Source organism: Woeseia sp. D3-10 (assembly GCF_055809415.1).
Map to the genome: position 1 here is coordinate 1,933,787 of NZ_JBVVTW010000007.1, position 25,039 is coordinate 1,958,825.

Annotated in this window: 24 protein-coding genes; 14 read left to right on the forward strand and 10 right to left on the reverse strand. The window is 58.5% G+C overall.

From position 1 onward, the window contains the following. Position 1 precedes the first annotated feature (1 nt). A complete protein-coding gene (locus AC0L8N_RS09155) occupies positions 2-1,105 on the reverse strand; it encodes a TRAP transporter substrate-binding protein (RefSeq protein ID WP_473667337.1) in 1,104 nt (367 codons plus the stop codon). Positions 1,106-1,566: 461 nt separating this feature from the next. On the opposite strand from AC0L8N_RS09155, the gene dtd reads away from it, so the two are divergent. The 6 genes from dtd (at position 1,567) to AC0L8N_RS09185 (ending at position 8,152) form a co-directional block, all read left to right on the forward strand. Continuing rightward, on the forward strand, positions 1,567-2,004 hold the full coding sequence (gene dtd / locus AC0L8N_RS09160) for a D-aminoacyl-tRNA deacylase (protein WP_473667338.1): 438 nt from the start codon (positions 1,567-1,569) through the stop codon (positions 2,002-2,004). Positions 2,005-2,152: 148 nt separating this feature from the next. Then, the gene (locus AC0L8N_RS09165) at positions 2,153-2,395 is read left to right on the forward strand and encodes a Sec-independent protein translocase subunit TatA (protein WP_068618584.1); all 243 of its coding nucleotides are present in this window, start codon (positions 2,153-2,155) and stop codon (positions 2,393-2,395) included. A gap of 6 nt (positions 2,396-2,401) precedes the next feature. Continuing rightward, positions 2,402-2,839 carry a Sec-independent protein translocase protein TatB gene (tatB, locus tag AC0L8N_RS09170; protein WP_473667339.1) on the forward strand — a complete coding sequence of 146 codons (438 nt, stop codon included), beginning with the start codon at positions 2,402-2,404 and terminating at the stop codon, positions 2,837-2,839. Further along, entirely contained in the window at positions 2,836-3,621 is a 786-nt protein-coding gene (gene tatC / locus AC0L8N_RS09175; RefSeq protein WP_473667340.1) for a twin-arginine translocase subunit TatC, read from the forward strand. Before tatB ends, tatC begins: the two co-directional genes overlap by 4 nt. Positions 3,622-3,856: 235 nt before the next feature. Next, positions 3,857-5,662, forward strand: coding sequence for a M2 family metallopeptidase (locus AC0L8N_RS09180; RefSeq protein WP_473667341.1), 1,806 nt, complete (start codon positions 3,857-3,859; stop codon positions 5,660-5,662). 90 nt (positions 5,663-5,752) lie between these two features. Continuing rightward, positions 5,753-8,152, forward strand: coding sequence for an ATP-binding protein (locus AC0L8N_RS09185; RefSeq protein WP_473667342.1), 2,400 nt, complete (start codon positions 5,753-5,755; stop codon positions 8,150-8,152). Positions 8,153-8,158: 6 nt separating this feature from the next. On the opposite strand, the gene AC0L8N_RS09190 is transcribed toward AC0L8N_RS09185, so the two are convergent. From AC0L8N_RS09190 to AC0L8N_RS09205, 4 genes are all read right to left on the reverse strand, one after another. Further along, positions 8,159-9,253, reverse strand: a complete 1,095-nt coding sequence (locus AC0L8N_RS09190; protein WP_473667343.1) for a Kazal-type serine protease inhibitor domain-containing protein — start codon at positions 9,251-9,253, stop codon at positions 8,159-8,161. A gap of 57 nt (positions 9,254-9,310) precedes the next feature. Continuing rightward, positions 9,311-10,090 (reverse strand): divergent polysaccharide deacetylase family protein, encoded by a 780-nt coding sequence (locus AC0L8N_RS09195; RefSeq protein WP_473667344.1) that lies wholly within the window; start codon positions 10,088-10,090, stop codon positions 9,311-9,313. Between the two features lie 15 nt (positions 10,091-10,105). Further along, positions 10,106-11,347, reverse strand: coding sequence for a S41 family peptidase (locus tag AC0L8N_RS09200; RefSeq protein WP_473667345.1), 1,242 nt, complete (start codon positions 11,345-11,347; stop codon positions 10,106-10,108). Positions 11,348-11,447: 100 nt separating this feature from the next. Continuing rightward, entirely contained in the window at positions 11,448-12,620 is a 1,173-nt protein-coding gene (locus AC0L8N_RS09205) for a murein hydrolase activator EnvC family protein (RefSeq protein ID WP_473667346.1), read from the reverse strand. 142 nt (positions 12,621-12,762) lie between these two features. Between AC0L8N_RS09205 and AC0L8N_RS09210 the strand changes: the two genes are divergently transcribed. From AC0L8N_RS09210 to AC0L8N_RS09225, 4 genes are read left to right on the forward strand one after another with little or no spacing between them, the layout of a single operon-like run. Beyond that, entirely contained in the window at positions 12,763-13,203 is a 441-nt protein-coding gene (locus tag AC0L8N_RS09210) for a rhodanese-like domain-containing protein (RefSeq protein ID WP_473667347.1), read from the forward strand. Positions 13,204-13,209: 6 nt separating this feature from the next. Further along, positions 13,210-13,479: a glutaredoxin 3 gene (gene grxC / locus AC0L8N_RS09215; RefSeq protein WP_473667348.1), complete on the forward strand. Its 270-nt coding sequence runs from the start codon at positions 13,210-13,212 to the stop codon at positions 13,477-13,479. 50 nt (positions 13,480-13,529) lie between these two features. After that, complete coding sequence (secB, locus tag AC0L8N_RS09220; protein WP_473667349.1) at positions 13,530-14,015, forward strand: protein-export chaperone SecB; 486 nt, start codon at positions 13,530-13,532, stop codon at positions 14,013-14,015. Positions 14,016-14,047: 32 nt separating this feature from the next. Continuing rightward, the gene (locus AC0L8N_RS09225; protein ID WP_473670107.1) at positions 14,048-15,031 is read left to right on the forward strand and encodes an NAD(P)H-dependent glycerol-3-phosphate dehydrogenase; all 984 of its coding nucleotides are present in this window, start codon (positions 14,048-14,050) and stop codon (positions 15,029-15,031) included. Between the two features lie 21 nt (positions 15,032-15,052). On the opposite strand, the gene AC0L8N_RS09230 is transcribed toward AC0L8N_RS09225, so the two are convergent. After that, positions 15,053-15,520, reverse strand: a complete 468-nt coding sequence (locus AC0L8N_RS09230; RefSeq protein ID WP_473667350.1) for a tRNA (cytidine(34)-2'-O)-methyltransferase — start codon at positions 15,518-15,520, stop codon at positions 15,053-15,055. Between the two features lie 59 nt (positions 15,521-15,579). Between AC0L8N_RS09230 and AC0L8N_RS09235 the strand changes: the two genes are divergently transcribed. Next, entirely contained in the window at positions 15,580-16,512 is a 933-nt protein-coding gene (locus AC0L8N_RS09235) for a dihydroorotate dehydrogenase (protein WP_473667351.1), read from the forward strand. A gap of 69 nt (positions 16,513-16,581) precedes the next feature. Here AC0L8N_RS09235 and ntrC read toward each other — a convergent pair whose 3' ends face one another. The 4 genes from ntrC to glnA form a co-directional block, all read right to left on the reverse strand. Continuing rightward, positions 16,582-17,976, reverse strand: coding sequence for a nitrogen regulation protein NR(I) (gene ntrC / locus AC0L8N_RS09240; RefSeq protein WP_473667352.1), 1,395 nt, complete (start codon positions 17,974-17,976; stop codon positions 16,582-16,584). Beyond that, positions 17,969-19,042, reverse strand: a complete 1,074-nt coding sequence (glnL, locus tag AC0L8N_RS09245; RefSeq protein WP_473667353.1) for a nitrogen regulation protein NR(II) — start codon at positions 19,040-19,042, stop codon at positions 17,969-17,971. The genes ntrC and glnL overlap by 8 nt, the downstream gene beginning before the upstream one ends. 35 nt (positions 19,043-19,077) lie before the next feature. Further along, positions 19,078-19,623, reverse strand: coding sequence for a DUF4124 domain-containing protein (locus AC0L8N_RS09250; protein ID WP_473667354.1), 546 nt, complete (start codon positions 19,621-19,623; stop codon positions 19,078-19,080). 82 nt (positions 19,624-19,705) lie between these two features. Beyond that, positions 19,706-21,115, reverse strand: coding sequence for a glutamate--ammonia ligase (gene glnA, locus AC0L8N_RS09255; protein ID WP_473667355.1), 1,410 nt, complete (start codon positions 21,113-21,115; stop codon positions 19,706-19,708). Positions 21,116-21,449: 334 nt separating this feature from the next. Between glnA and glyQ the strand changes: the two genes are divergently transcribed. From glyQ to gmhB, 3 genes are read left to right on the forward strand one after another with little or no spacing between them, the layout of a single operon-like run. Next, positions 21,450-22,388: a glycine--tRNA ligase subunit alpha gene (gene glyQ, locus AC0L8N_RS09260; RefSeq protein ID WP_473667356.1), complete on the forward strand. Its 939-nt coding sequence runs from the start codon at positions 21,450-21,452 to the stop codon at positions 22,386-22,388. After that, complete coding sequence (gene glyS, locus AC0L8N_RS09265) at positions 22,385-24,475, forward strand: glycine--tRNA ligase subunit beta (RefSeq protein WP_473667357.1); 2,091 nt, start codon at positions 22,385-22,387, stop codon at positions 24,473-24,475. The genes glyQ and glyS overlap by 4 nt, the downstream gene beginning before the upstream one ends. Positions 24,476-24,478: 3 nt before the next feature. Beyond that, a complete protein-coding gene (gene gmhB / locus AC0L8N_RS09270; protein WP_473667358.1) occupies positions 24,479-25,027 on the forward strand; it encodes a D-glycero-beta-D-manno-heptose 1,7-bisphosphate 7-phosphatase in 549 nt (182 codons plus the stop codon). The last annotated feature ends 12 nt before the right edge of the window (positions 25,028-25,039 follow it).

A 25,039-nucleotide genomic window follows, 5' to 3' on the forward strand; every position in this document is an offset into this window, starting at 1 on the left:
ATCAACTGGCGTCGTCGAGTCTCATTCTGGCTTTAAGGTATGAGAACTCGCTGACGCGCTGATTGGCCGTCGACTTCTTGAGGAAGGGCGCCACGGATTCCTGCAGGCGCTTCGCCCAGGGGTCGCGCACAGCAAGCTCGTTCGCAACGTCGCTGCTGTGTTTTGCGAGCAGATCAAGAACATCGTCAGGCAACTCACGCACCTCGACGTCCGGCTGCTGCATCAGCTCGTGCAGCGCTTGCGCGTTGCCGTACATGTATTCTGACTGGATATCGAGGTTGATGGCCTGACAGGTGGTCGCCACGATTTCCTGCAGATCTTCCGGCAAGGTCTGCCACGCCTCTTTGTTGACGATGCACTCGATGAGCGGACCGGGCTCGTGCCAGCCAGGGTAGTAGTAGTAGCGCGCCGCTTTGTGCAACCCGAGTGACAGGTCGTTGTAAGGCCCAACCCATTCAGCCGCATCGATAGCACCGGTTTGCAGGGAAGTGAATATCTCGGAAGCGGGCACCGTGACTTGCGTCGCACCCGCCCGCTGCATAACTTCGCCGCCGAGCCCCGGGATGCGCATCTTCAGGCCCTTGAGGTCGTCGACCGAGTTGATTTCTTTGTTGAACCAGCCCGCCATCTGCACGCCGGTCTGGCCCGCCGGAAACGGTACCAGGCCGAATTCGTCGTAAAGTTCACGCCACAGCTTCAGTCCGCCGCCGTAGTACATCCACGCGTTGATTTCATTGCCGTTGAGAGCGAACGGGATAGTAGTGAAGTATTGCGCAGCGGGCACTTTGCCACGGTGATAGTACGAAGCGTCGTGGCCCATTTGCGCTGTTCCGGCACGTACCGCATCGAATACCTCCAGCGCCGGAACCAGCTCGCCGCCAGCATAAACGCGTATTTGGAGGCGGCCACCCGACGCGCGTTCGATACGCTTCGCGAGGTTTTCGGCGCCGATACCCAAGCCCGGCAGCCCGGGCGGCCAGGACGTGACCATGTTCCAACGAAACGTTTGCTGGCTTGCTGCCGGACTGCTGTTGGTTGATTCCTGACTGCAGGCCGCCACTCCAGCGGCAGCGGCGAGTGTCCCCACAAAGGCTCGTCGTTTCATTGATTCCGGTTCCGTCTAATTGATGGCAAAGGCTACGGAGTGTAGTGCCACGCCCGCGGACTGCAATTACTTTTTTTTGAGGAGAGAAAACCCACATAGTCGGTCCTGTCCAAGATTTTCGGGTATTTATGCCCACTACCTTACTAAATTTAATTGGGTGGGATTAACCCCCTCTATCAATGCATATAATGGCAACTGAGTGGGCCGCTGGCTTCTCTTGGGGTGATTTTTTGGCGGACAGTGGCCCCGGCCATTCGGCCGGGGCCTTTCCCTCCCTGGACCGGGCAGCAACACTGGACGTCCCTGGCCAGATGCCCCGCGCAACCAGGCTGCGGCGGTGGCGCTTGCCCGGCTGATTCAGACTGCCACGTCGTACGGAGGCGGGTAGGCGTTGTTATTCGGCGATGGATGAATAAACTCGTGCGGCCAGGGTGGCTTGCTTAGCGGAAGGAACAGAGACTGTGATTGGATTACTGCAGCGAGTGAGCGAAGCAGCGGTCACTATCGACGGTGAGCGCGTTGCCGCTATAGGCCGCGGCCTGCTGGTGCTGGTGGCGGTTCATCGCGACGACAGCGCTCGCGACAGCGAACGACTGGCCGAGCGCATTGTCCAATACCGGGTCTTCCCCGATGATACGGGACGTATGAATCGCAGCTTGCTGGACACCGGGTTCGAGCTCCTGCTGGTACCTCAGTTCACCCTCGCAGCGGATACGAAGAAGGGCACCCGGGCCAGTTTTACCCGCGCCGCGGCACCTGACATTGGCTCCGCCTATTTCGACGACCTTGCGGCGGCCTGCCGGGCGAAGCTCGGCAAGGTCGGCTGCGGGCGGTTCGGCGCCGACATGCAAGTTCAGCTCGTCAATGACGGTCCGGTCACCTTTTGGCTGGAGACTTGATGCCCGGCTTGTGACGGTGGTGCAGTTTTGTTGCACCGCCGGAGGTATCATGAACATAATTCGCGTCCCGCCTGTTTTCAGGCGACGACTGGCGCATACGCCTTTCACGAAATTCGGGGCAACTTAACGCCCCAGGAGAAGTAAGAAGATGTTATCGAACATCGGTCCGGTCCAGCTGCTGATAGTCCTGGTCATAGTGCTGGCTGTTTTCGGCACCAAGCGACTGCGCAATCTGGGCTCCGACCTTGGAAGCGCCGTAAAAGGGTTTCGTTCCGCCATGTCGGAAGCCGAAAAAGAGGAATCCGCCGAGCAGCTCAGCGACAAATCCCGCGACGCTGATTTTGATAACACGCCGGTGGAACAAGCCGACAAAAAAGAAAATAACCGGTAACTCTGTATGTCCGGCGTCGGCTTCTGGGAGCTGATCATCCTGCTGCTTCTCGGACTCATTGTTTTGGGCCCGGAGCGCTTGCCGCGTGTGGCTAATCAGCTAGGCGGCTGGTTGGGTCAGGCGCGTCGCATGACGCGCGTGATGAAACGGCAGCTCGATGATGAACTAAACATTGAAAAGCACCTGGATATCGTGCCGCCGGCGCGCACCCAACACTCAAACCCGGATAACTACCAGGCGCCAGTCGCCGAAACGCCGCCTGTGGATGACGATTACGACGACACCTACTCGCCAGCGCACGACAAGAACAGCGCCGGCACGGGAGTCCACGACGATGATGCGGTTGCCGATGTCGCAGAAGAGGCCGCTGAGCCGGTTGTGACCGAGACTGAAACCAGCGCAGACGAGCCCGTCGCCAGTCCCGATAAGAATCAATCCGCGTGAGTACAAACCCCGATCAAGATACCGCGAGCGACGCGGAAGACGGCATGCTCGAAGGCACGTTGCTATCGCATCTCGTTGAGCTGCGATCGCGCCTTCTCAAAATTTCCGCGGCTGTGGTGGGTGCGTTCGTCTGCCTGCTGCCATTTGCCAGCACCATATTCGAGATTGCTTCCGAACCGCTGCGCGCCGTATTGCCGGGCGCTCAGATGATCGCAACTGCGCCGGCGTCACCGTTGATCGCGCCGTTCAAGCTCACCTTCTACGTGGCACTCTTTGTCGCCATGCCAGTCGTTCTTTACCAGGTCTGGGCTTTCGTAGCGCCCGGCTTGTACCGCAAGGAAAAACGTTTTGCGGTGCCACTATTGGCATCAAGCATCCTGTTGTTCTACGCGGGCATCGCCTTCGCGTTCTACGTCGTATTCCCACTCGTCTTCGGGTTTTTCACGCAGATTGCGCCGGAAGGTGTCGAAGTCCAGCCCGACATCTCGGAATTCTTGTCATTCATCACTACGATCATCTTTGCCTTCGGCATTGCGTTCGAAGTTCCGATTGCTACGGTTCTTATCGTATGGACGGGACTGACCACGACCGAGAAACTCGGCAAGGCCCGCCCTTACGTATTTCTTGGCGCCTTTGTGATGGGCATGTTTCTGACGCCGCCGGACGTTATCAGCCAGACCGTGCTCGCGGTCCCGGTTTATCTGCTTTACGAGCTCGGCATTATTATGTCGCGCGTGTTTGCCATTCGTAAGCCAGAAGACGAAGCAGACCCGGCCGATTAAGCACTCGCTGCAGTGATGCAGGCCGGCTTGGGAAGTTCCCCTTGAAATAGGGTAATGTTTGCGGCGGAGCAGAAACGCCTCTGGTTGACGCGGCCTACCGGCACTGTTTGTGCGTGAGCTGATCGTCGCCCGGCTATACGTGGCTGCCCTTGACCGAAACCGCGGAACGACCGGCCGGAAGACAGATTCCACGCCGCGCCCTGCCTGACCACAGCATTCTTTGCAGAGGTTTCTTATGAGAAAGTATTGGCTGTTATCCGTACTGCTTTCACTCGCCGCTTGTAACGCGGACGTCGATGTTGCGACCACCGAAGCCAACGAGTCCCCGGATGAGTTCGTCGAGCGACTCAACACCGAGCTCGCAGAAATGGGTCGGGAGAACGGCGCTGCGAACTGGGTGCGGGCAACTTATATTAATTTCGACACGGCGATACTCAGCGCCGCAGCCAGCGAACGCTATTCCGCCTGGCACAGCAAGAGCGTTGCGGAGTCGCTAAAGTTCAGCGATGCCGATATGTCGGATCTCACGGCTCGCTCACTCAAACAGCTCAAACTTGGCACATCCGAACCAGCGCCGAACGATCCGGCCAAACGCCGCGAACTTGCCGCAATAATGACCGACATGGCAGGTACGTACGGAGCAGGCAAGTATTGCCCTGAAGACGGTCGCGAGTGCATGAGTCTCAATGAGCTGGAGAATGTCCTCGCCGCGAGCCGCGACTACGATGCACAGCTGGACGCCTGGCAGGGTTGGCGTGAAGTTGCGAAACCGCTGCGCGAGAAGTACGCACGCTTCGTCGAGCTCAGTAATGAAGGTGCGAATGAATTGGGTTACGGCGATCTGGGCCAATTATGGCGAGACGGCTACGACATGACGCCGGCGGAATTCGAAACCGAAACGGCGCGCCTCTGGCAACAGGTAAAACCGCTGTACGACGCACTGCATTGCCACGTTCGTGCGGAACTGGCAGAAGAATACGGCGAAGACAAAGTACCACTGAACGGCCCGATTCCGGCACATCTGCTCGGCAACATGTGGGCACAGGAGTGGGGAGAAATTTACGACCTGCTGGAACCCTACCCTGGCGTTGGTGACCTGGACGTGGACAGCGCGCTGATCGAGCAAGAGTACACGCCGATCAGCATGGTCGAATCCGCCGAGCAGTTCTATGTATCGCTCGGCTTCGAGAAATTGCCAGCGACATTCTGGGAACGTTCGATGTTCGTTAAACCCGCGGACCGGGATGTCGTCTGCCATGCCAGCGCATGGGGCCTCGACGGTGGTAACGATCTGCGGATAAAAATGTGTATAGAGCCCGCGTATGAAGACCTGCGGGTTATTTATCACGAGCTGGGCCACAACTTTTATCAGCGCGCGTACAAAGAACAACCAAGACTGTTGCAAGGCGGCGCGCACGGCGGTTTCCACGAAGCGATCGGCGATACAATCACGCTGTCGATGACGCCGGGCTACCTCGCCGAAGTTGGCCTGATTGAATCAGCCGAGTCCAGCGAAGAGGCTGTGATCAATCGGCAAATGCAGCAGGCACTCGACAAAGTTGCGTTCCTGCCGTTCGGCAAGCTGATTGATGAATGGCGCTGGGATGTGTTCGCGGGCAAGACCTCGCCCGAGGACTACAACAAAGCCTGGTGGGAATTGCGAACACGCTACCAGGGCATCGCGCCGGTGGACGAGCGCGGCGAAGACTATTTCGATCCGGGCGCCAAGTACCATGTCCCGGGCAACACCTCGTATACCCGTTATTTCCTGGCGCGGATTCTGCAGTTCCAGTTCCAGCGTTCGCTGTGTGAAGCAGCAGGCTTCAACGGACCGTTGCACGAATGCTCTGTGTTCGGCAGCAAGGAGGCGGGTGAGCGCCTGCAAGCCATGCTGGCTGCCGGCGCCAGTCGCCCGTGGCAGGAAACTCTGGAAAAATTGACGGGTACCCGGGAAATGGATGCCACGGCGATTATTGATTACTTTGAGCCGTTGATGAGCTGGCTGGACGTACAGAACGAGGGCCGCAGCTGCGGCTGGTAACCGGGCCGGCGCCGCTCCCTGGCAGCGGCGGAAGCAGCCAGGTCCGATCAAGCCGGGCGCCGTCACCCACCGATAAGGAACGTTAAGGCAATGCACGATTTCGAAAAACTGGGCGCGTTTTATGTAGGTAAACGCGTGGACGACGCGACCGGAAAAACCGGTGAAGAGCTGGTGCTCTATGATTCCAGGGATCTCACGACTCACGCCGTGATCATTGGCATGACCGGCTCCGGCAAGACTGGCCTCGGCATCGGCTTGCTCGAAGAGGCGGCGCTCGATCATATCCCGGTGATTGCGATCGATCCGAAGGGCGATCTCGGCAACCTGATGCTCACCTTCCCCAATCTTGCGACGGAGGACTTTCAGCCCTGGGTCAATGCACGCCAGGCAACCGATCAGGGACAAAGCACCGAGGAGTACGCAGCAGCACAAGCGGCGCTGTGGAAGAAGGGCTTGTCGGGCTGGGGCCAGGACGGCGAGCGCATCCGCAAACTGCAAGCCAGCACGGACATCAACATCTACACCCCGGGCAGCCAGGCGGGTCGGCCGGTTTCCATATTGAAGTCGTTTGCTGCACCGCAACCTGAATTGCTCGCCGATGGCGACTTGTACCGGGAGCGGGTGCAGGCGACGGCAACGGGGATCCTGTCGTTGATCGGAATCGATGCCGACCCGATCACCAGCCGCGAACACATCCTGATTGCGCTGATCCTTGACCACTACTGGCAACAGCATCGCGATCTCGATATCGCCGCACTTATAGGCGCGATACAAATGCCGCCGGTCAGCAAAGTCGGCGTACTCGATCTGGAATCGTTCTACGCCTCCAAAGACCGTTTTGCACTGGCAATGCGGCTGAACAATTTGCTGGCCGCACCAGGCTTCGAGGCCTGGATGGAAGGTGAGCCGCTCAACGCCCAGAGCCTCCTGTACACGGCCGAAGGCAAGCCGCGCACGTCGATCATGTCCATCGCACACCTCGACGAAGCCAGTCGCATGTTCTTTGTGACCATGCTGTTGAACGAACTGATTGCCTGGATGCGCGCCCAGCAAGGCACCTCGAGTCTGCGTGCGATTCTGTACATGGACGAGATCTTCGGCTACATGCCACCGACCGCGAACCCACCGTCCAAACGTTTGTTCCTGACCCTGTTGAAACAGGCTCGTGCCTACGGTGTGGGTCTTGTGCTCGCAACCCAGAACCCGGTCGATCTTGACTACAAAGGCCTGTCGAATACCGGCACCTGGTTCATCGGTCGCCTACAAACCGAGCGCGACAAGATGCGGGTGATGGAAGGTCTTGAGGGCGCGAGTCAGGGCGGTGCTTTCGACAGGGCCAAAATGGAGCGGACACTGGCAGGACTCGGCAAGCGACGCTTCCTGTTGCACAACGTGCATGAAGATGAAGACGTGGTTTTCGGCACGCGCTGGGCGATGTCTTATCTTGCCGGTCCGCTGACGCGCGATCAGATCAAGACACTCATGCAAGACCGTTTGCCTGTCGCCGAAACAGCAGCGCCGGCGCAACGCGCCGCCAGCACTGTCGGTAGTGACGCGCCGGTACTGGCACCGGCCATCAAGCAATACTATGCACCGGCAAGCGGCGGCGGCATCGTGTACTACCCGCGACTGCTGGGTGCGGCAGACATCACCTTCAGTAACGCTCGCTATAAAGTTGATGAACACCGCGACGCGGTACACACACTGGAACTCGAAGACGGCCCGCTGGCAGTGGACTGGGATCTGTGCGAGTCGATGGTGTTCAGCGCCGATACGCTGCAAAGCAACGGCGAGCCTGACAGCGGCTACGCCGATTGCCCGGCACTGTTTAGTGCAGAGAGCAATTACGCAAAATGGGAAAAGCTCTACAAGCGCTGGGTTCGGCAGAATGAAACCATCTCGCTGTACCGAAGCAAGAAATTCAAACTGACCTCGAACCCGGGAGAAGCCGAAGGCGAGTTTCGAACCCGTTTACAACAGCAGGCCAGTGAAGAACGCGACAAGGCGATTGCAAAACTGCGCAATCGTTACGCCAGCAAGACCACCACGCTGGAAAATCGCCTCTTGCGTGCGAGGCAAGCAATTGACCGCGAGTCCCAGCAAGCCGGCAAGAAGAAGTTCGATACGGTTTTGTCGTTCGGCACCGCGATTCTGGGCGCCGTCCTCGGCCGTAAGAAGCTGACCGCCAGTACCGCCAGCAAAGTTGGCACCGCGATACGATCAGCCAGTGGCGCCCGCAAAGAAGCGGGGGACGTTGAGCGGGCCAAAGAAACCCTGCAAAAAGTTCAGTCGGATCTCGATGCATTGAACGAGGATTTGCAACGCGAAATCGACGAGCTGGACACCGGATTCAACGCACTGGATGAAACGCTCGAAGAGATTGTGGTGCGCGCAAAAACAACGGATGTGCACGTGTCTTTGTTCGGTATTGTCTGGTTGCCGTATCGCGACGCTGGCGATGGCCGCTTGCAAAGTGCCTGGAGCGACTGAGCGCCTTTACTGCCCCAGGCAAACGCCCGCATAAGCCATCGTCTGCTTGGCGTTCAGCAGTCGGCATTCGTTGTCGTAGGTGTTGCCGTCGAGACCGCAAACCGGCTGATAGACGTTAGGGCAGTTTAGTCCCTGCGCTTCACACAGGCCCGCGTGCTGAATTCGGACTCCAGCACGTTCTGCCTGACAGGCGTTGCCGTAGGTTCGGTCATCCGCGGCGCAAACCGGCACGTACAGGCGCGGGCACGGCCGAGCGTCGCAAGCGCCTTCAGTAAACACGGTAACGCCGGCACCTTCCGCTTCGCAGGCATTCGCGTGGGTTTGCCCATCAGCATCGCAAACCGGCGCGTACACATCCGGGCAATTGCCAGGCTCGCATAATCCCCGACGCTGAACGGGCACGCGGTCCTGTTCTGCTTCGCAGCGATTACGGTAACTGCGCGCATTCATGCCGCACACGGGCTCGTAAACATCCGGGCAACCACTGTCACTGCAAATACCAAGGTTGGCGACATCGATGCCGACCTCGTTCGCTTTGCAGGCATTGTTGTAGGTCACACCGTCAACACCACAGACCGGCGTGTACTCATCGTCGCATTCGCTTTCCGGGGTTTCGCAAAGACCAGTGAAGGCGATATCAACCCCTGATGTGCTGGCGAAGCACGCATTGCTGTAAGTATTGCCATCAACACCGCAAACCGGCTCGAAATCTTCGCTGCACGCTTTCGCATCGGGGCACAAACCTTCACTGGTAACTGCTATACCGGCACCTTCCGCTACGCAGCGATTGCCGTAGGTCTTGCCGTCAGCGCCGCAGACCGGCTCGTCGCGATCGGTACAGGCCTCCTCATACTCGCTGCACTCGCCGAAGCCAACAATGTCCACGCCGGCAGCGGTGGCGACACAATCGTTGCTATAGGTTTTGCCGTCGACGCCGCAGACCGGGTCGAACTGCATCGTGCAAGCGGTGTCAGGCAATGCCTGTGTTGCCGATTCCGCGCGCTGCTGGGCCGCAGCGGTCTGCGACCAGAGCGCGGCAAGTGTGGCGAACAGCAAGACGGTTGGAACAAATTGCCTGAGCATGGCGGCAGGTATCTTCATTGCGAGTCTTTCAATAGCCTGACAGACGATGGTTAGAGCGGCAACTGGCTGGCGGGTTCAATATCCGTTCGGCAACAATTCGCGGAGGCTGACCAGGTCGATGCCCTCGGCAGCCAGTCCCGGCAGTGCCTGTTCCAGAAAGTCGAGGGTCTCGGGGTAAGGATGACCAATGGCGATGGCGCTGCCGTGTTCCCGGGCCAGGCTCAGCAGGCGCTCGAACTCACGAGCCACAGCGGCGGCCGAACGTTCGGCATCGAGAAAGACATCACGCCGCACCGCGGGTACTCCGGCTTCCAGCGCAACCTGCAGAGCCACGCTACGGTGAGTGGTATAGCTGTCGACAAAAAACAGCCCGCCGCGTGCGCGCAATTCTTCCATCAGCCAGCCCATGTGGCCGGGGTGACGGGTCAGCAGGCTGCCTCGGTGGTTATTGACGCCAATCACGTGCGGTATCGAGGCAATATTTTCGGCGAAGGTCGCTGCAAATTGTTCCCGGCTCATGTCCAGCAGCATAGCGCCGGGTTCTCGATCACCATCGTAGTTCTGTGCCTGCAAGGGCAAGTGCAACAACACCTCTTTGCCATTGCTCGCTGCGAGTTCCGCCAGCTGCCTGCCGCGCGGAGTGGCCGGCAATACAGCGCACGCCACCGGACCCGGTAATGTGACCGCCCGTTGTCCGGCCGCAAACTCGTAACCCAGATCGTCAATAATCACCGCGACCCGCGGCCGTGCGTCGGGCGCCACGGGTGCTGCCGTGTTGGCACCGGCAAGCAAAGGCCAGGGCAGTAGAATAAGGGCGAGGCTGATCGCCTTGAGTCGCCGAACGGTTCGGGTCATGCGCTGGCGGGGCCGTCAGGAACTGGCGCGCGTGTGCATGACGCGCTGATCGCGCAAGCGCTGCAACGCCTCGATAAGCTGCGTGTCGGCCTCACGATCGAGCTTGTCGGCAAGGCTGTAGCCAGGATGAGCGCTGCTACCCTCTATGTAGACATCCGGAGCAATTCCGGTTTCGTGTATCGAATCACCGGACGGCGTGTAGTAACGCGACGTGGTCAGTTTTATCGCGCGCCCGCGCGACAGCGGCATTACGGTTTGCACCAGCCCCTTGCCGAAGGTCGAAGTACCGATAATCAACGCACGGTGGTGATCCTGCAATGCGCCCGCAACGATCTCGGATGCCGACGCGGAGCCGGCATTGACCAGCACCACCATGGGTGTGCCGTCGAGCAGGTCGCCGCGGTGTGCCTTGCGCGTAAAGCGTGATTCCGGAGTACGACCATCCGCACTGACGATGATGCCGTCATCAAGAAACAAATCGGAAACATCGACTGCCGCGCCCAGTATTCCGCCCGGGTTGTTGCGCAGATCCAGAATCACCCCTTTCAAGGTTCCGCCGACCTGCTCCTGCACCTCATCGACCATCGCATCGATGGCTTCGGTCAACTCTGCAGCGGTGCTGTCGGTAAACTGACTGATGCGGGTATAGCCGATGGACGAGTCCATTAATTCGAAGCGCACGCTGGCAACATGAATATCGTCACGCCGCATGTCGAACACCAGAATCTGGTCATCGGGCTGGCGTTGCACGGTGATGCTGAGCCGGCTGCCGGTACGCCCGCGCAGCTGACGCACCGTCTCGCGCAGGCCGTCCTCTTCGACCGACGCACCGTTAATGGCAATGATCACGTCGCCGGCCCTGACACCGGCCTTTTTGGCGGGCGAATCGTCAAAAGGTGAAACGACCAGCAACTGCCCGTCGCGACTGCTGACCTCCAGGCCGACGCCGGCATAGTGACCGGTAGAGCTGATGCGAATGTCCTGATACTCGCGTGCATCCAGGTATTGCGAGTGCATGTCGAGGTCAGCAACCATGCCCCGAATCGCGCTTTCGAGCAGAACCTCGTCGTCGAGCGGCTCTACGTAGTCGCGTTTAACCCGCGCCATGACTTCCGCGAACAGGCGGGCATGATCCAGCTCCTCATCGCCGCTTCCGTACTTGTCGCGCGCCTGCATAGCGGAACCGCCCAGCGAAAGGCCGAAGCCCATCACCGTGCCGATTACCAACACCAGAATTACACGAATTTTCAGAGACATACTGTTACCCAGAAGAACGCGCTCCGCGGGCTACAGCGAACCCGGAGCCGCAGAACGATAGCACAGCGCCCACCTGTTTGGCGCGTTCCAAGCGGCCTTGCTAGCCGCCGCCCTGCGGCTGGCGGGTTACCCAGCCACGCGGATTGACCGGGGCGGTCCCTTTGCGGATCTCGAAGTACAGACCGGCCCGTTGCTGGCCACCGGTGTCGCCGACCGTGGCAATGACATCACCGGGTGCCACCCAGTCACCGGCATTGGTAAGGATCGATTCGTTATAGCCGTACAAGGTCATATAGCCCTCGCCGTGATCAACGATCACCAACAGGCCGAGCCCGGCGAGCCAGTCTGCAAACACAACCCGGCCGTGATAGACCGTGCGAACCTCGCGGCCGTGCTGAGCGCCGAGTACGACGCCATTCCATTTGACGCCGCCACCAATACGCGGCTGACCGTAGTCGTGCAGCAACTGTCCGGCGACGGGCCAGGTTAATTTGCCTTTCATCGAGCTGAAAGGTTCTTCCGAGGTGATCGGGTAGTCGGACAGGATGCTGGTCAGCTCCGCGATCAGTCTCGCCAGATCTTTTTCCTGCGCCGCGAGACGCTCTATCTCCGCTCCTTCCTCGGTCATGCGTTGCTGCAGGGCCGCCAGCAAATCTCGACGTTTTTCCTGGGCGGTGTTGAGTTCACCCAACTCGGCGTATCGCGCACGCGCCAGACGTTCCAGACGGCCTTCTTCTGCGGCGACTTCGTCGCGTACGCGTGCGGCCTCCGCTACGTGGGTGTTCATTTCTTCAATGTTGCTCGCGCGATAATCACTCAGGTAGCGATGGTAGGCGAGCAATCGACCCACCTGTGCCGGGTCCTGTTGATTCAGCAACAATTTGATTCGTTCCTGACCACCATTGACGTACGCCGCCCTGACCTGGGCAGCAAGTTGTTCGGCTTCAATATCCAGTTGTTTTTGGAGTTCAGCCAGCCGCGCTTCGAGCTGCAATTTCTTGCGCTCGCTGAAGTCCTTCTGACGTTGCAGCTCTTTAAGCTGTATCCGGGCCTCCGCAATACTGACCTCGGAAGCCTGCAGTTCAACCGTCACCCGATCGCGCTCGGCCGCCCGCTCATCCATGCTTTTCTTCAGGCGGCTGATACGCTCCCGTACCTCTTGCAGTTCCTGCTCCTTAATTCGACTAAGGCCTTCGTTCTGCGCACGCAGCCCGTCGCCGGGCAACAAGCTCAGAACAAAAAAGAAAAGGAGTACGCGCAGGATCGGTGACATGGACCCGAAGTGTAGTGCCTATGGCGGTTGAGGGGGTAGTCAGGCCGGGGGGGGGGGCGGCGTACGGCACAAGGGCTGTTATACTCGCCCTTTTCCACAACGCCGCCTGTCAGGCGGCGTTTGATCCTGTGAACCGACTCTGATGCAACAATTACTCGAGTTCGCCGCCAACCACAGCCTGTTGGCCGGTGGCGTCGTCCTTAGCTTTATAGTGCTGATATTCAGCGAACTCCAGCGCAAAGCCCGCGGCATTACGACGGTTGAACCGCAAGAAGCCGTCAACCTTATCAATGCCGACGCGGCCGTTATCGACCTGCGCAGTGCCGAGGCGTATGCCCGCGGCCATATTGTCAACGCAAAGAGCATTCCGTTCGATGAACTTGCAGCCCACGAAGAAAAGCTTAAGAAGATGGGCGGCAAAGCTATCGTCGCTGTATGCGACTCGGGAATGACCGCCGGCAAGGTGGTCGACCGGCTGCGCAAGTCCGGCGTTGAAAACATCTACGGCGTACGTGGCGGCATGAACGCCTGGAGAGAGGCCAGCTTGCCGGTGGTTGGTGGCAAGAAGATCAAAAAGAAATAGCGGCCGATGACGACGCAGCCGAAGGTGGTGATGTACGGCACGGCGATGTGCCCCTATTGCGCAGCCGCGCGCATGTTACTCACCAAAAAGAAAATCGCGTATGAGGACATCTCCGTATCCGGTGATGCCGCTTTGCGCGCGAAGATGGAACAGCTGAGCGGTCAGCGAACCGTCCCGCAGATCTTCATTGATGACAAGCCGGTTGGCGGCTTTGATGATATTTACGAGCTGGATCAGAAAGGCGAGTTGGACCGAATGTTGGGTCTCGCCGATTAACAGGTCCATTGACTGACACTATTGACTAAGAACTTACCCGGGTAGCGAACATGGAAGAACAGGCAGAACAGAATCAGCGCATTACGATCAACAAGATCTATATCAAGGACTTTTCATTTGAATCGCCACGTGGACCCGAAGTATTCACTTCCGGCGAGTGGAGTCCGAAGACCAACCTGAATTTGCGCAGCGCGCACGCACCGGCTCCCGGTGAGATGCACGAGGTCATTCTCACGATCACCGTCGAAGCGAAACACGATGACAAGACCCTGTTTCTCATTGAGCTGCAGCAGGCCGGCCTGTTCCAGATCGCGGGCTACAGCGAGCAGGAATTCGACGTTATCGTTGGCAGCTTTTGCCCCGCGACACTGTTCCCGTATGCACGGGAATCGATAGCCAACATCGTGTCCAAAGGCGGTTTCCCGGAATTCGTGTTGCAACCCATCAATTTCGACGTGCTGTATTCCGAAAGTCGCAAGAAGGCGGCCGCTGCACAGCAAAGTGCTAACCTGAGTGGGGAAGGGAGCCTGAACTGAACAACACCGCGCCAGCGACTGACATTCAATCGATAGCAGTAGTCGGTGCCGGCTCCTGGGGCACCGCGCTGGCGTTGCAGTTTGCGAGACGCGGTCATCAAGTCCGTTTGTGGGGCCGCGATCAGCAACAAATTGAAGCAATGGCCGCCGCTGGCGAGAACCGCCGCTATCTGCCTGGCGCAATGTTCCCGAACAACCTCGCCGTGTGCAAAGACTTACAGGATTGCCTCGACGGTGCTTTGATCATCTTGGTTGCGGTCCCCAGCCACGGGCTGCGCGAGACACTCACTCAGCTCAAGCCGAGACTGCGGGACGACATCCAGCTTTGCTGGGCGACCAAAGGCTTCGAGCTCTCCACTGGAAAGCTGCCTCATCAGGTCGCTGCCGAGGTACTGGGCGATCAGCGGCCGATGGCCGTGTTGTCCGGCCCAACGTTCGCTCGGGAAGTTGGCGATGGCCTGCCTACGGCAATGACCATCGCGGCCAATGACGAACAATTCGCCGCCGATCTTGCGAATGCGCTGTCAGGCGACAATTTTCGTGCGTACACCTCATCTGACATGATTGGTGTTGAAGTTGGCGGGGCGGTGAAGAACGTACTCGCTATAGGTGCCGGCATATCTGACGGACTCGGCTTTGGTGCCAATACACGTATAGCAATGATCACTCGGGGCCTCGTGGAAATGACCCGACTCGGCGTTGCCCTCGGCGCGAAGGCAGAAACCTTCATGGGCCTTGCCGGCATGGGTGACCTCGTGCTGACCTGCACCGACAACCTGTCACGCAATCGGCGCATGGGCTTGTTGCTCGCAGACGGCCGCTCGATTGACGAAGCGCAACAGGAGATTCAACAAGTCGTGGAAGGCGTACTGGCGGCGAAGGCCGTTAAAGAGGTCGCTGACAAACTTGCGGTCGAGATGCCTATCTGTCAGCAGGTCTACCGCATCCTGTACGAAGGTATACCGGCCAGCGAAGCCGTTGGTGCGTTGATGGGCCGTACACTGAAACCCGAATAAGTGACGCTCAGCCCTTCCCGGTCATTCACCGTGACCGGCAAAATCCAGCTGCCGCCAGGCTTCGTAGATCATGACCGCGGCCGCATTGGACAAATTCAGGCTGCGACTTTGTGCGCGCATCGGCAGGCGCAGGCGCTGCTCCGGCGGCAAGGCATCAAGCACGGCTTGTGGTAACCCGCGTGTCTCGGGTCCAAACAGAAAAGCATCATTAGCCTCGAACTGCACGGCAGCATACGGCGTGTCGCTGCGGGTGCTGAGCGCGAACACTCTCGGCTCACCCAGTGCCGTCAGGCAGGCTGCGAGGTCCGGGTAGGTTCGAATATCAGCGAACTCACGGTAATCCAGCCCGGCGCGGCGCAGGCGCGTGTCGTCCAACTCGAAACCCAGCGGCTCGATCAGGTGCAGAGCGGTTCCCGTGTTCGCACAAAGGCGAATAATATTGCCCGTGTTCGGCGGAATTTCCGGTTGATAGAGAATCAGATGGAACATGTTGCGTACAATACGGCATTCCTCAATTTCTGGACGTACGAATTTCCGTGGTCGCTGTCGTGAGTAACACCCCATCCATCGCTGTAGACTTTTGTGGACTTCGGCTTGATTCCCCGCTGGTACTGCTCTCCGGTTGCGTTGGCTTCGGCGAGGAATACACGCGGATCAAAGGCTTTTCCAACCGGGATGTGGGCGCGGTGGTCCTGAAGGGTACGACGCGCGAGCCGCGCCTCGGCAATCCGCCGCACCGAGTCTACGAAACGCCCATGGGTATGCTGAATGCCATCGGCCTGCAAAACCCCGGTATGGACCGGGTGGTCGATGACATTCTGCCAACGCTCGACTTCACTGAAACTCGTTTTATTGCGAACGTTTGTGGTTCGACGATCGACGACTATGCGGCGGTTACCGCGCGATTCGACGATTCGCCGATTGATGCCATCGAGATCAACATCTCCTGCCCGAATATCAAAGAAGGTGGCGTGTCGTTTGGCAATTATCCGGACATGTCAGCCCGGGTCGTCGCCGCCTGTCGCAAGGCCACGAGCAAACCCATCATCGCCAAGCTGTCACCGAACCAGACCGACATACGCGAAAATGCGCGGATGTGTATAGAGGCCGGGGCGGACGGGCTCGCAGTGATCAATACAGTGATGGGCATGGCAATCGATATTGAAAGCCGCACTCCGGTCATTGGCAATGTTCAGGGTGGTTTGTCAGGACCCGCGATCAAGCCGATTGCGTTGCTCAAAGTCCGCCAGGTCTACGATGTTGCCGGCCCGCTCGGCATTCCGATCATTGGTCAGGGCGGTGTCACTACGGTAAATGATGCCATCGAGTTCATGATCGCTGGCGCAACGACCGTCGGTATAGGCACGGCGTTGTTTTATGACCCCTTGTTATGCCAGCGGATGAACAACGGCATTGCCGACTATTTGTCGCGACACAGTATGAGTTCCTGCGCCGAGCTCAGCGGCTCACTGCTTGCATAGCGAAAGTCGCGAGCAGTCGTTGTTGACAGCGACTGTCGCGGCGGAGACCAATCTGGAAAGCAGCCGCGTCTAATCCAGCTGCAAAGACTTGATCTTGCGAGTGAGCGTATTGCGCCCCCAGCCCAGCAAACGCGCAGCTTCCTGCCGGTGTCCGCCGGAATGTGCCAGCGCGATTTCGATCAGGGTTTTCTCAAAGGCCGGCAAGGCGTCATCAAGCAAGGGCTTTTTGTCACGCCCCGCCAGCATGCCTTCGGCCCAGCCGCGAAGCGCCTGCGTCCAGTCCGGGCCGGATTCGGACAATCCACCCAGTTCCTCCGGCAAATCTTCTGGGGTAATCACATTGCCAGGTGCGGTCACCGTCAAGCGTCGCGCGGTGTTGACCAGTTGTCGTACGTTGCCCGGCCAGTCGTAGCTGCGCAACAACTGCAGCGCTTCCGCATTCAGCGCTTTGGATGACGCGCCGAGTTCGTGGGCAGCCGTTTCCATGTAGTGGCTAAACAGTAACGGAATATCTTCACGCCGCTGCCTGAGAGGAGGAGTGTTTATCCGCATGACGTTCAAACGATGGTACAGGTCCTCGCGAAACTGACCTTTGCGCACTGCCTGTGCAAGGTCTTTGTTGGTAGCGGCGATGACTCGCACGTCCACTTTGATTGAGGTCTGGCCACCCACGCGATAGAACTCGCTTTCAGCAAGCACACGCAGGAGTCGCGTTTGCAAGGCGGCGGACATGTCGCCGATTTCATCGAGGAACAAGGTGCCGCCATTGGCCTGTTCAAATCGTCCAACCCGACGCGCATCGGCGCCGGTGAAAGAACCGCGTTCATGGCCGAACAATTCCGACTCCAGGAGTTCTGACGCGATAGCGGAGGTATTCAATGCCACGAATTCGCGGTCGGCTCGCGGGCTGTGTTCGTGCAATGCGCGCGCCACCAGTTCCTTGCCAGTGCCTGATTCGCCAGTGATCAACACCGTCATGCTGGAGCCGGCAAGTCGGCCAATGGAACGAAATACTTCCTGCATGGCCGGAGCCTGACCGATCAGCGAGGGAATGCCGCGCTGAACCTGGGCCAACTCACCGCCATCGCCGCCGTTGTGCCTCGCTGCTTTGCGAATCAGCGCTACGGCTTCGTCAATATCGAAGGGTTTTGGCAGGTATTCAAAAGCGCCGCCGCGATAGGCGGCTACCGCATTGTCCAGATCTGAATGTGCCGTCATGACGATGACCGGCAGGTTTGGGTGTTGTTCGGTAAGACGAGCCAGAAGGTGCAATCCGTCCATCCCCGGCATCCGCACATCGGTTACCAGAACGTCTGGGACATCGGTCGCGATCGCGTCGAGCAGGAGTTCCGCTCGTTCGAAGCTTGTGCATTCAATGCTGGCGGCACGCAAGGCTTTATCAAGCACCCAACGGACCGACTGATCGTCGTCGACGATCCATACTCTGAGGCCTGGGTCAGTCATGAGCGCCTCCGGTCGGTTCGCTTAATGGAAGGCGGACAAGAAAGACGGTGCGGCCGGGGCGCGATTCGAATTCAATCAAACCGCCATGGCGACTGACGAGTTCCTGCGCCGTAGGCAGGCCGAGGCCGGTACCGTCCGCTCGACTGGTGACTAGCGGGTAGAAAATGGATTCTTGCAGGTCTGCGGGAATTCCCGGGCCGTCGTCTTCTATTTCTATACTCGCTATCGTTGCGTGACGGGTATCGCCGATAGTGAAGTTGGTGCTGGCACGGGTTCTGAGGACCAGCGTGCCTTGATTGTTCAGCGAGATGCACGCGTTACGCACCAGGTTCAACACGGCCTGCACGATTTGATCGCGATCTAAGGCAATGGAAGGCAAGCCGGGATCGTAATCCCTGACGATAGTAAGCCGACCGTCCAGTTCGGGTTCGACGAGACGCACGACATACTCGATGAGCTCGTGAATATTGACCGGCTTTTTATTCGGTGGGCCACCGGGGCCGAGCAAGGTGTTCACCAGCGTAACGAGGCGGTCGGCCTCGGAGATGATGACGTCGGTGTATTCTCGCAAATCGTCGCTGTGTAGCTCTCGCGCCAACAATTGCGCCGCGCCGCGCAATCCACCCAATGGATTCTTAATTTCATGGGCCAGCTGGCGGACCATCTGGCGACCGGCGCCGTGCTGGATGAGCAAGGCATTTTCTCGAGTGATGCGCATACGACGGGTTACGTCAGTCATTTCTACGAGCAAGTAATGTTGGTCTTGCTGCGACACGGGTGTTACCCGGCATTCGACCATACGGCTCGCCGCATGAACTTCACTCGGCGCGAGTAACAATTCATGCGCGTAGGTTTGGTTGGTGACCAAACTGTTTGCGAGGACCCGTTTAAGGGTTTCGTCTTCATCAACGAGTGGCAGCAGTGGCGTGGATACCGCGCGATTGCGGCTGATGCCGAGTAAGTTTTCAGCCGCGGGATTGAGGGCCGTGATCAGGAGGTTGCTGTCAAGAACGACGACAGCCGTTTCCAGATTGTCGAGGATGTCGTTGGGCGGTAGCGGGGTCATAGGCATGTGCCGCCCCCGAGCGCCGGTTTCTAGCGTCAGGGTCTGTTGATGGTGGTCTGCTGGACGTAAAACCGCATCGGCTGGCTGCGAATGAGCGTTTTGCCGGTCTCGTCCAGAACTTCCGCCTGCAGGTTGTGTTCTCCCCGCCAGACTTCCTCCAGCTGAATGTTCAGCGTGCGCACTTCCCGGGGTTCGCCGTCGAAGTACAACCGTAGCCGGTGTCCCGGCTGCAGCGCCGGCTGCAGGGCCAGGCTGACGCTCAGTACCCCGCCAATATTCCACAGGGTTTCCTCGGCAATCGGGGCCGTGAATGATAGAGCGGAATAGCCAATGGTCTCTGGTGCTTTAGTCTCAGAGTCCGCTGGTGCATTGGCCGCGGGCCGGGCCGCTGCTGGTCGTTGGCGCGGGGCAGTAACGGGATTGCTCGTAGAACGTTTTGGCAGAGTGACGAGCTCCGCGCCAGGGACCGGTTGGTCGCTGTAGTGAATGACGCCGTCGGCGTCGACCCATTTATACACTTGCGCAGACGCAGCCGCGGCGCAGAGCAGCAGGGCCGGGACCAATAGGGTGCGTTTGTACATGGGGTTAGCATAGCAGTGTGCAGTCGCGGGTGACCAGAGGCACGGGCGGCATTATGTTGCCCGTGCCTCTGGCGAGCCGTGTTCAGAGGCTGTAGTACATGTCGAATTCAACCGGGTGCGTCGTCATGCGCAATCGGGTGACGTTTTCCTGCTTCAGCCTGATGTAGGCATCGATCAGGTCGTCGTCAAATACGTCGCCGGCCTTCAGGAAAGCTCGGTCCTGGTCGAGCGCGTTCAATGCTTCTTCCAGGGAGAAGGCAACATGTTGCAGTTCTTTCTCTTCTTCTGGCGGTAAGTCGTAGAGGTCCTTGTCCATGGCATCGCCGGGGTGGATCTTGTTCTGGATGCCGTCCAGGCCTGCCAGCATGAGCGCGGAGAAGGCGAGGTACGGATTGGCCATTGAGTCCGGGAAGCGAACTTCGATGCGCCGGCCTTTCGGATTGGTAACGTAAGGAATACGTATCGACGCCGAACGGTTGCGTGCTGAGTACGCCAAAATCGTGGGCGCTTCGAAGCCAGGTACAAGGCGCTTGTAGCTATTGGTAGACGGGTTGGTGAAAGCGTTGAGTGCTTTCGCGTGTTTGATGACGCCGCCGATGTAGTACAGCGCGGTGTCGGAAAGACCACCGTAACCGTCGCCGGTGAACAGGTTTTTGCCGTCTTTGAACAAGGACATGTGGACGTGCATGCCGCTACCGTTGTCGTTGACCAGGGGTTTCGGCATGAAGGTCGCGGTTTTGCCGTACGCGTGCGCAACGTTGTGAACGACGTATTTCAGAACCTGCACTTCGTCGGCTTTCTTGATCAGGGTCGCAAATTTAGCGCCGATTTCACATTGGCCAGCGGTAGCCACCTCGTGGTGATGGACTTCGGTTTCAACACCCATTTCTTCGAGCGCGAGGCACATCGCGGAACGGATGTCGTGCAGTGAATCCACCGGTGGCACCGGGAAGTAACCGCCCTTGACCGTCGGCCGGTGGCCGGTGTTGCCCTCGACGTTGGTCTTACCCGTGTTCCAGGCACCTTCGGTGGAGTCGATAGAGTAAAATGCGCCTTCCATAGAATCGCCCCAGCGAACATCGTCAAAGACGAAAAATTCGTTCTCGGGTCCGAAGTACGCTTCGTCAGCGATACCGGTCGATTTCAGGTAAGCCTCGGCACGGCGGGACAGTGCACGAGGGCAGCGGCTGTAACCTTGCATCGTGTTTGGTTCGATGACATCGCAACGCAGGTTAAGCGTCGTTTCCTCGGCAAAGACGTCGATAATGGCGCTGGCCGGGTCGGGCATCAGAATCATGTCCGATTCGTTGATGCCCTTCCATCCAGAGATAGAGGAACCATCAAACATCTTGCCGTCTTCGAAGACATCCTCGTCCATGGTGTGCGACGGCACGGTTACATGCTGCTCTTTGCCCTTGGTATCAGTGAAACGTATATCGACGAACTTAACGTCGTTTTCCTTTATCAGGGCCAGCACGTCTGCAGGGGTCATTGTGGGTATCCTCCGGGATGTCTAAAACAAATGTGCGTCGGTAACGCGGTATGTTCCATCACAGTGCAGAAAGCGTGCCAGCTGTGATGGTTTTGTAAAATGCTGATTTATATGGGGTTCCTACCCGTCAGTGCGTACGCCTTCGCACTATATAGGTGCATCAACTCGACAGGCTGCACCATAATAGGGCGAAATACGAGGGCGCGCGTCACTTTGGCGCGTTTCACGACAAACCCCAGCAAGAATGCGGTATTTGCGGCCAGCACAGCGCATGCGGCCCGTGATTTCGCGGGTTATACTTCGCCGCCCGAATTTCTGGCCATGAACGTACCCGATGACTAATAACTCCACGCCTGATTTTTGCAGCTTTCAGGAGCTGATCCTCCGCCTGCAGCACTTCTGGGCGGAGCGCGGCTGTCTTATCGCACAGCCGTACGACATGGCCATGGGAGCCGGCACGTTTCACCCATCCACGTTTTTGCGAGCAATCGGACCGGAACCGTGGAGTTCGGCCTATGTGCAGCCCTGCCGCCGACCAACCGACGGCCGCTACGGCGACAACCCATTCCGTTTGCAGCATTACTATCAGTACCAGGTCGTGATCAAACCGTCGCCGGTCGATATTCAGGCGATGTATCTCGACTCCTTGCGCGCCATTGGTATCGATACCTCAGTACACGATATTCGTTTTGTCGAGGACAACTGGGAATCTCCCACGCTGGGTGCCTGGGGGCTCGGTTGGGAAGTCTGGTTGAACGGCATGGAAGTCACCCAGTTCACTTATTTCCAGCAAGTCGGTGGATTGGAGTGCAAACCAGTGACCGGTGAGATTACTTACGGACTGGAGCGCCTTGCTATGTACCTGCAAGGCGTGGAGAGCATATTTGACCTGGTGTGGACGGATGGGCCGTTAGGACGCATCACTTACGGCGATGTTTACCATCAGAACGAAGTAGAACAGTCGCGCTACAATTTCGAGCACGCAGATACAGATTCGTTGTTCGGCGGCTTTGATCACGCCGAAGTCGAAGCACAGCGACTTATTGCACTAGGCCTGGCGCTGCCTGCCTATGAACAGATGCTCGGTGCGTCGCACACATTCAACTTGCTGGACGCTCGTCAGGCTATTTCGGTGAGTGAACGGCAGCGGTTCATTCTACGCGTGCGGGACATGTCGCGGGCCATTGCGGAAACCTACTTTGCCAGCCGGGAAGCCCTTGGCTTTCCAATGGTCGCCAGTGTTGCGGCAAATGCAGGAGCGCAATCACGATGAGCACACCTGGAACGTTGGATTTCCTCGTAGAAATAGGCACGGAAGAACTTCCTCCAACAGCCCTCAAGACCCTGATGCTTGCATTTGCTAGCGGGCTGGAAGCTCAGCTGGATGACGCTCATCTCGCACACGGCCCGGTAACGGCATTTGCGAGCCCTCGGCGGCTGGCCGTGAAGGTTGACGCGCTGGCACTGGCACAAGCGGATCAGCAGGTTGAACAAAAGGGCCCACCGTTCCGGATCGCTTTTGCCGAGGACGGCACACCGACCCAGGCAGCGAAAGCGTTTGCCGATAAGTGCGGCGTTGCCGTCGATGAGCTTGCGCGTGAAGAGACAGAGAAAGGCGAGTGGCTGGTGTATCGCGGCGTGGAGCAGGGCCGTGCGGCAACCGCATTGCTTCCGCAGTGTGTACAGCGAGCCCTCGACGGACTGCCGATTCCTCGTCGAATGCGCTGGGGCGCGGGGGCGGCCGAATTTGTTCGGCCGGTGCACTGGCTCGTCATGCTGCACGGCGAACAGGTTGTAGCGGGCGAGGCGCTGGGCCTGACGGCAGGCCGCGTTTCGGCGGCGCATCGTTTTATGGGCGACGGTCCGATAGAGCTCAATAGTCCGGCCGACTACCCCTCGAAACTGCTGACCGAAGGTCATGTTATTGCCGATTTCGTTGAACGTCGCCGGAGGATCGTCGCTGCGGTGACCGAAGCGGCCGCGGCAGTCGGCGGCGCCGCAGTGGCAAGCGATGATCTGTTTGATGAAGTGGCTGCATTAACGGAGTGGCCGGTTGCCGTCACCGGCGGTTTTGACGAAGCCTTTCTTAGCTTGCCGAAGGAAGTAATCGTGTCGACCCTGACGGGGCACCAGCGGTATTTCCCGGTGGCTGGCAAGGATGGCAAGTTACTGCCTGTTTTTATAACGCTTGCGAATATCGCCAGCAGCGACCCGGACAAAGTCCGCGACGGCAATGAAAGGGTTATTCGGCCGCGGCTGGCCGATGCCGCGTTTTTCTGGGAAGCAGACCGCAAGGCGACACTGGAAACCCGGGGAGAAATGCTGAAGAACGTCGTTTATCAGCATGGTCTCGGCACAGTAGCTGAACGTAGTGAGCGGGTAGCGACCCTGGCAATGCGGGTGGCTGAACAGCTGGGCGTTGATGAAGACCTCACCCGGCGCGCTGCGTTACTGGCCAAATGCGATTTGGTAAGTGGGATGGTTGGCGAGTTTCCGGAGTTACAAGGCACGATGGGTCGCTACTACGCGCTGGCTGACGGCGAACCGGTCGCCGTGGCGGACGCAATAGCGGAGCATTATCTGCCGCGCTTCGCTGGCGATGAGTTGCCCGCGTCGGATTGCGGTCAGGCACTCGCTATTGCGGACAAACTCGATACCTTGAGCGGGATTTTTGGCAGCGGGAAAAAGCCGTCCGGCAATCGAGATCCTTTTGGCCTGCGACGTGCGGCACTCGGCGTTGTTCGAATCATCGTCGAGCTGAAACTCGAGCTGGACCTTCCGGCATTGATAGCCCGCAGTCTGGAGTTGCAGCCGGTCTTGGCAGAGCCCGCTGTCGCCGGTGAGGTCTATGATTTCATCGTTGATCGTTTACGAGGCTGGTACGCAGAGCAGAATCTTTACGGTGGAGAGATGTTTGAGTCTGTTCGTTGGCAACGATTGCCATCGCTGACGGATGTAGACGCTCGTTTGCAGGCTGTCGCAGAGTTTGTCGAAAACCCTTCTGCTGAGAGTCTCGCCGCGGCGAACAAACGCATTGCCAACATACTTCGCAAAGCGGACTTTGACAGTAAGGTCGCACCCGATCCTGCATTGTTCAGTGAGGCGGCGGAGCACGACCTGTTTGAGGCCTTGCAAGCGGCACGGAGTTCAGTGGATGACATGTTGGCGTCCCGACAGTACGGCGATGTGCTTGCCAGGCTCGCAGAGCTGCGTGTGCCTGTTGATCAGTTTTTTGACGGCGTGATGGTTATGTCGGACGACAGTAAGGTGAGAAATAACCGGCTTAGCCTGCTCGCTGGCCTGCGAGCACAATTCCTCGACGTTGCCGACATTTCCAGGTTGTCCCTGGCGAAAGGCTGATCGTTGAAACCCGGTCTCGTTATTCTCGATCGCGACGGGGTCATTAATCGTGACTCAAAAGCATTTGTGAAATCGGCGGCCGAGTGGCAACCGCTTCCCGGTAGTTTGGAGGCCATTGGTGAGCTGACCCGCGCGCGCATTCCGGTTGCGGTAGCGAGCAATCAGTCGGGTATCGGTCGCGGTTTGTTTTCGCGCGACACGTTGTATGCGATGCATCGCAAACTTCGGCGCCTTGCTCGCAGCCACGGCGGCGAGGTAGACCACATACTTTATTGTCCGCATTTGCCGGAATCCGGGTGTGAGTGTCGAAAGCCGGCCCCTGGAATGATAAACAAATTGATCGCGATGTATGGCGTAGATCCGCAGCGCGTCGTGGTTGTTGGTGATTCTGTTCGTGATCTTGATGCGGCCGTGGCGGCTGGAGCGGAGCCCGTCTTGGTTTTGACGGGGAACGGCACACGGTCCGCAAGTGAACTGCGCGACCGCGGTCAAAGTGTATTGGTGTTCGACGACTTATTGGCGTTCGCCAATAAAGTGACCGCATCAGGTTAACGGAGTTTGATT

Coding starts and splice junctions, on each gene's coding strand:
- secB (WP_473667349.1), top strand. CDS start 13,530: ATGGAAGAACAGGCAGAACAGAATCAGCGCATTACGATCAACAAGATC.
- AC0L8N_RS09165 (WP_068618584.1), top strand. CDS start 2,153: ATGTTATCGAACATCGGTCCGGTCCAGCTGCTGATAGTCCTGGTCATA.
- tatB (WP_473667339.1), top strand. CDS start 2,402: ATGTCCGGCGTCGGCTTCTGGGAGCTGATCATCCTGCTGCTTCTCGGA.
- AC0L8N_RS09155 (WP_473667337.1), bottom strand. CDS start 1,105: ATGAAACGACGAGCCTTTGTGGGGACACTCGCCGCTGCCGCTGGAGTG.
- glnL (WP_473667353.1), bottom strand. CDS start 19,042: ATGACCCCGCTACCGCCCAACGACATCCTCGACAATCTGGAAACGGCT.
- AC0L8N_RS09180 (WP_473667341.1), top strand. CDS start 3,857: ATGAGAAAGTATTGGCTGTTATCCGTACTGCTTTCACTCGCCGCTTGT.
- AC0L8N_RS09250 (WP_473667354.1), bottom strand. CDS start 19,623: ATGTACAAACGCACCCTATTGGTCCCGGCCCTGCTGCTCTGCGCCGCG.
- AC0L8N_RS09200 (WP_473667345.1), bottom strand. CDS start 11,347: ATGTCTCTGAAAATTCGTGTAATTCTGGTGTTGGTAATCGGCACGGTG.
- AC0L8N_RS09230 (WP_473667350.1), bottom strand. CDS start 15,520: ATGTTCCATCTGATTCTCTATCAACCGGAAATTCCGCCGAACACGGGC.
- AC0L8N_RS09195 (WP_473667344.1), bottom strand. CDS start 10,090: ATGACCCGAACCGTTCGGCGACTCAAGGCGATCAGCCTCGCCCTTATT.
- grxC (WP_473667348.1), top strand. CDS start 13,210: ATGACGACGCAGCCGAAGGTGGTGATGTACGGCACGGCGATGTGCCCC.
- glyQ (WP_473667356.1), top strand. CDS start 21,450: ATGACTAATAACTCCACGCCTGATTTTTGCAGCTTTCAGGAGCTGATC.
- AC0L8N_RS09210 (WP_473667347.1), top strand. CDS start 12,763: ATGCAACAATTACTCGAGTTCGCCGCCAACCACAGCCTGTTGGCCGGT.
- AC0L8N_RS09185 (WP_473667342.1), top strand. CDS start 5,753: ATGCACGATTTCGAAAAACTGGGCGCGTTTTATGTAGGTAAACGCGTG.
- glyS (WP_473667357.1), top strand. CDS start 22,385: ATGAGCACACCTGGAACGTTGGATTTCCTCGTAGAAATAGGCACGGAA.
- AC0L8N_RS09190 (WP_473667343.1), bottom strand. CDS start 9,253: ATGAAGATACCTGCCGCCATGCTCAGGCAATTTGTTCCAACCGTCTTG.
- ntrC (WP_473667352.1), bottom strand. CDS start 17,976: ATGACTGACCCAGGCCTCAGAGTATGGATCGTCGACGACGATCAGTCG.
- glnA (WP_473667355.1), bottom strand. CDS start 21,115: ATGACCCCTGCAGACGTGCTGGCCCTGATAAAGGAAAACGACGTTAAG.
- AC0L8N_RS09205 (WP_473667346.1), bottom strand. CDS start 12,620: ATGTCACCGATCCTGCGCGTACTCCTTTTCTTTTTTGTTCTGAGCTTG.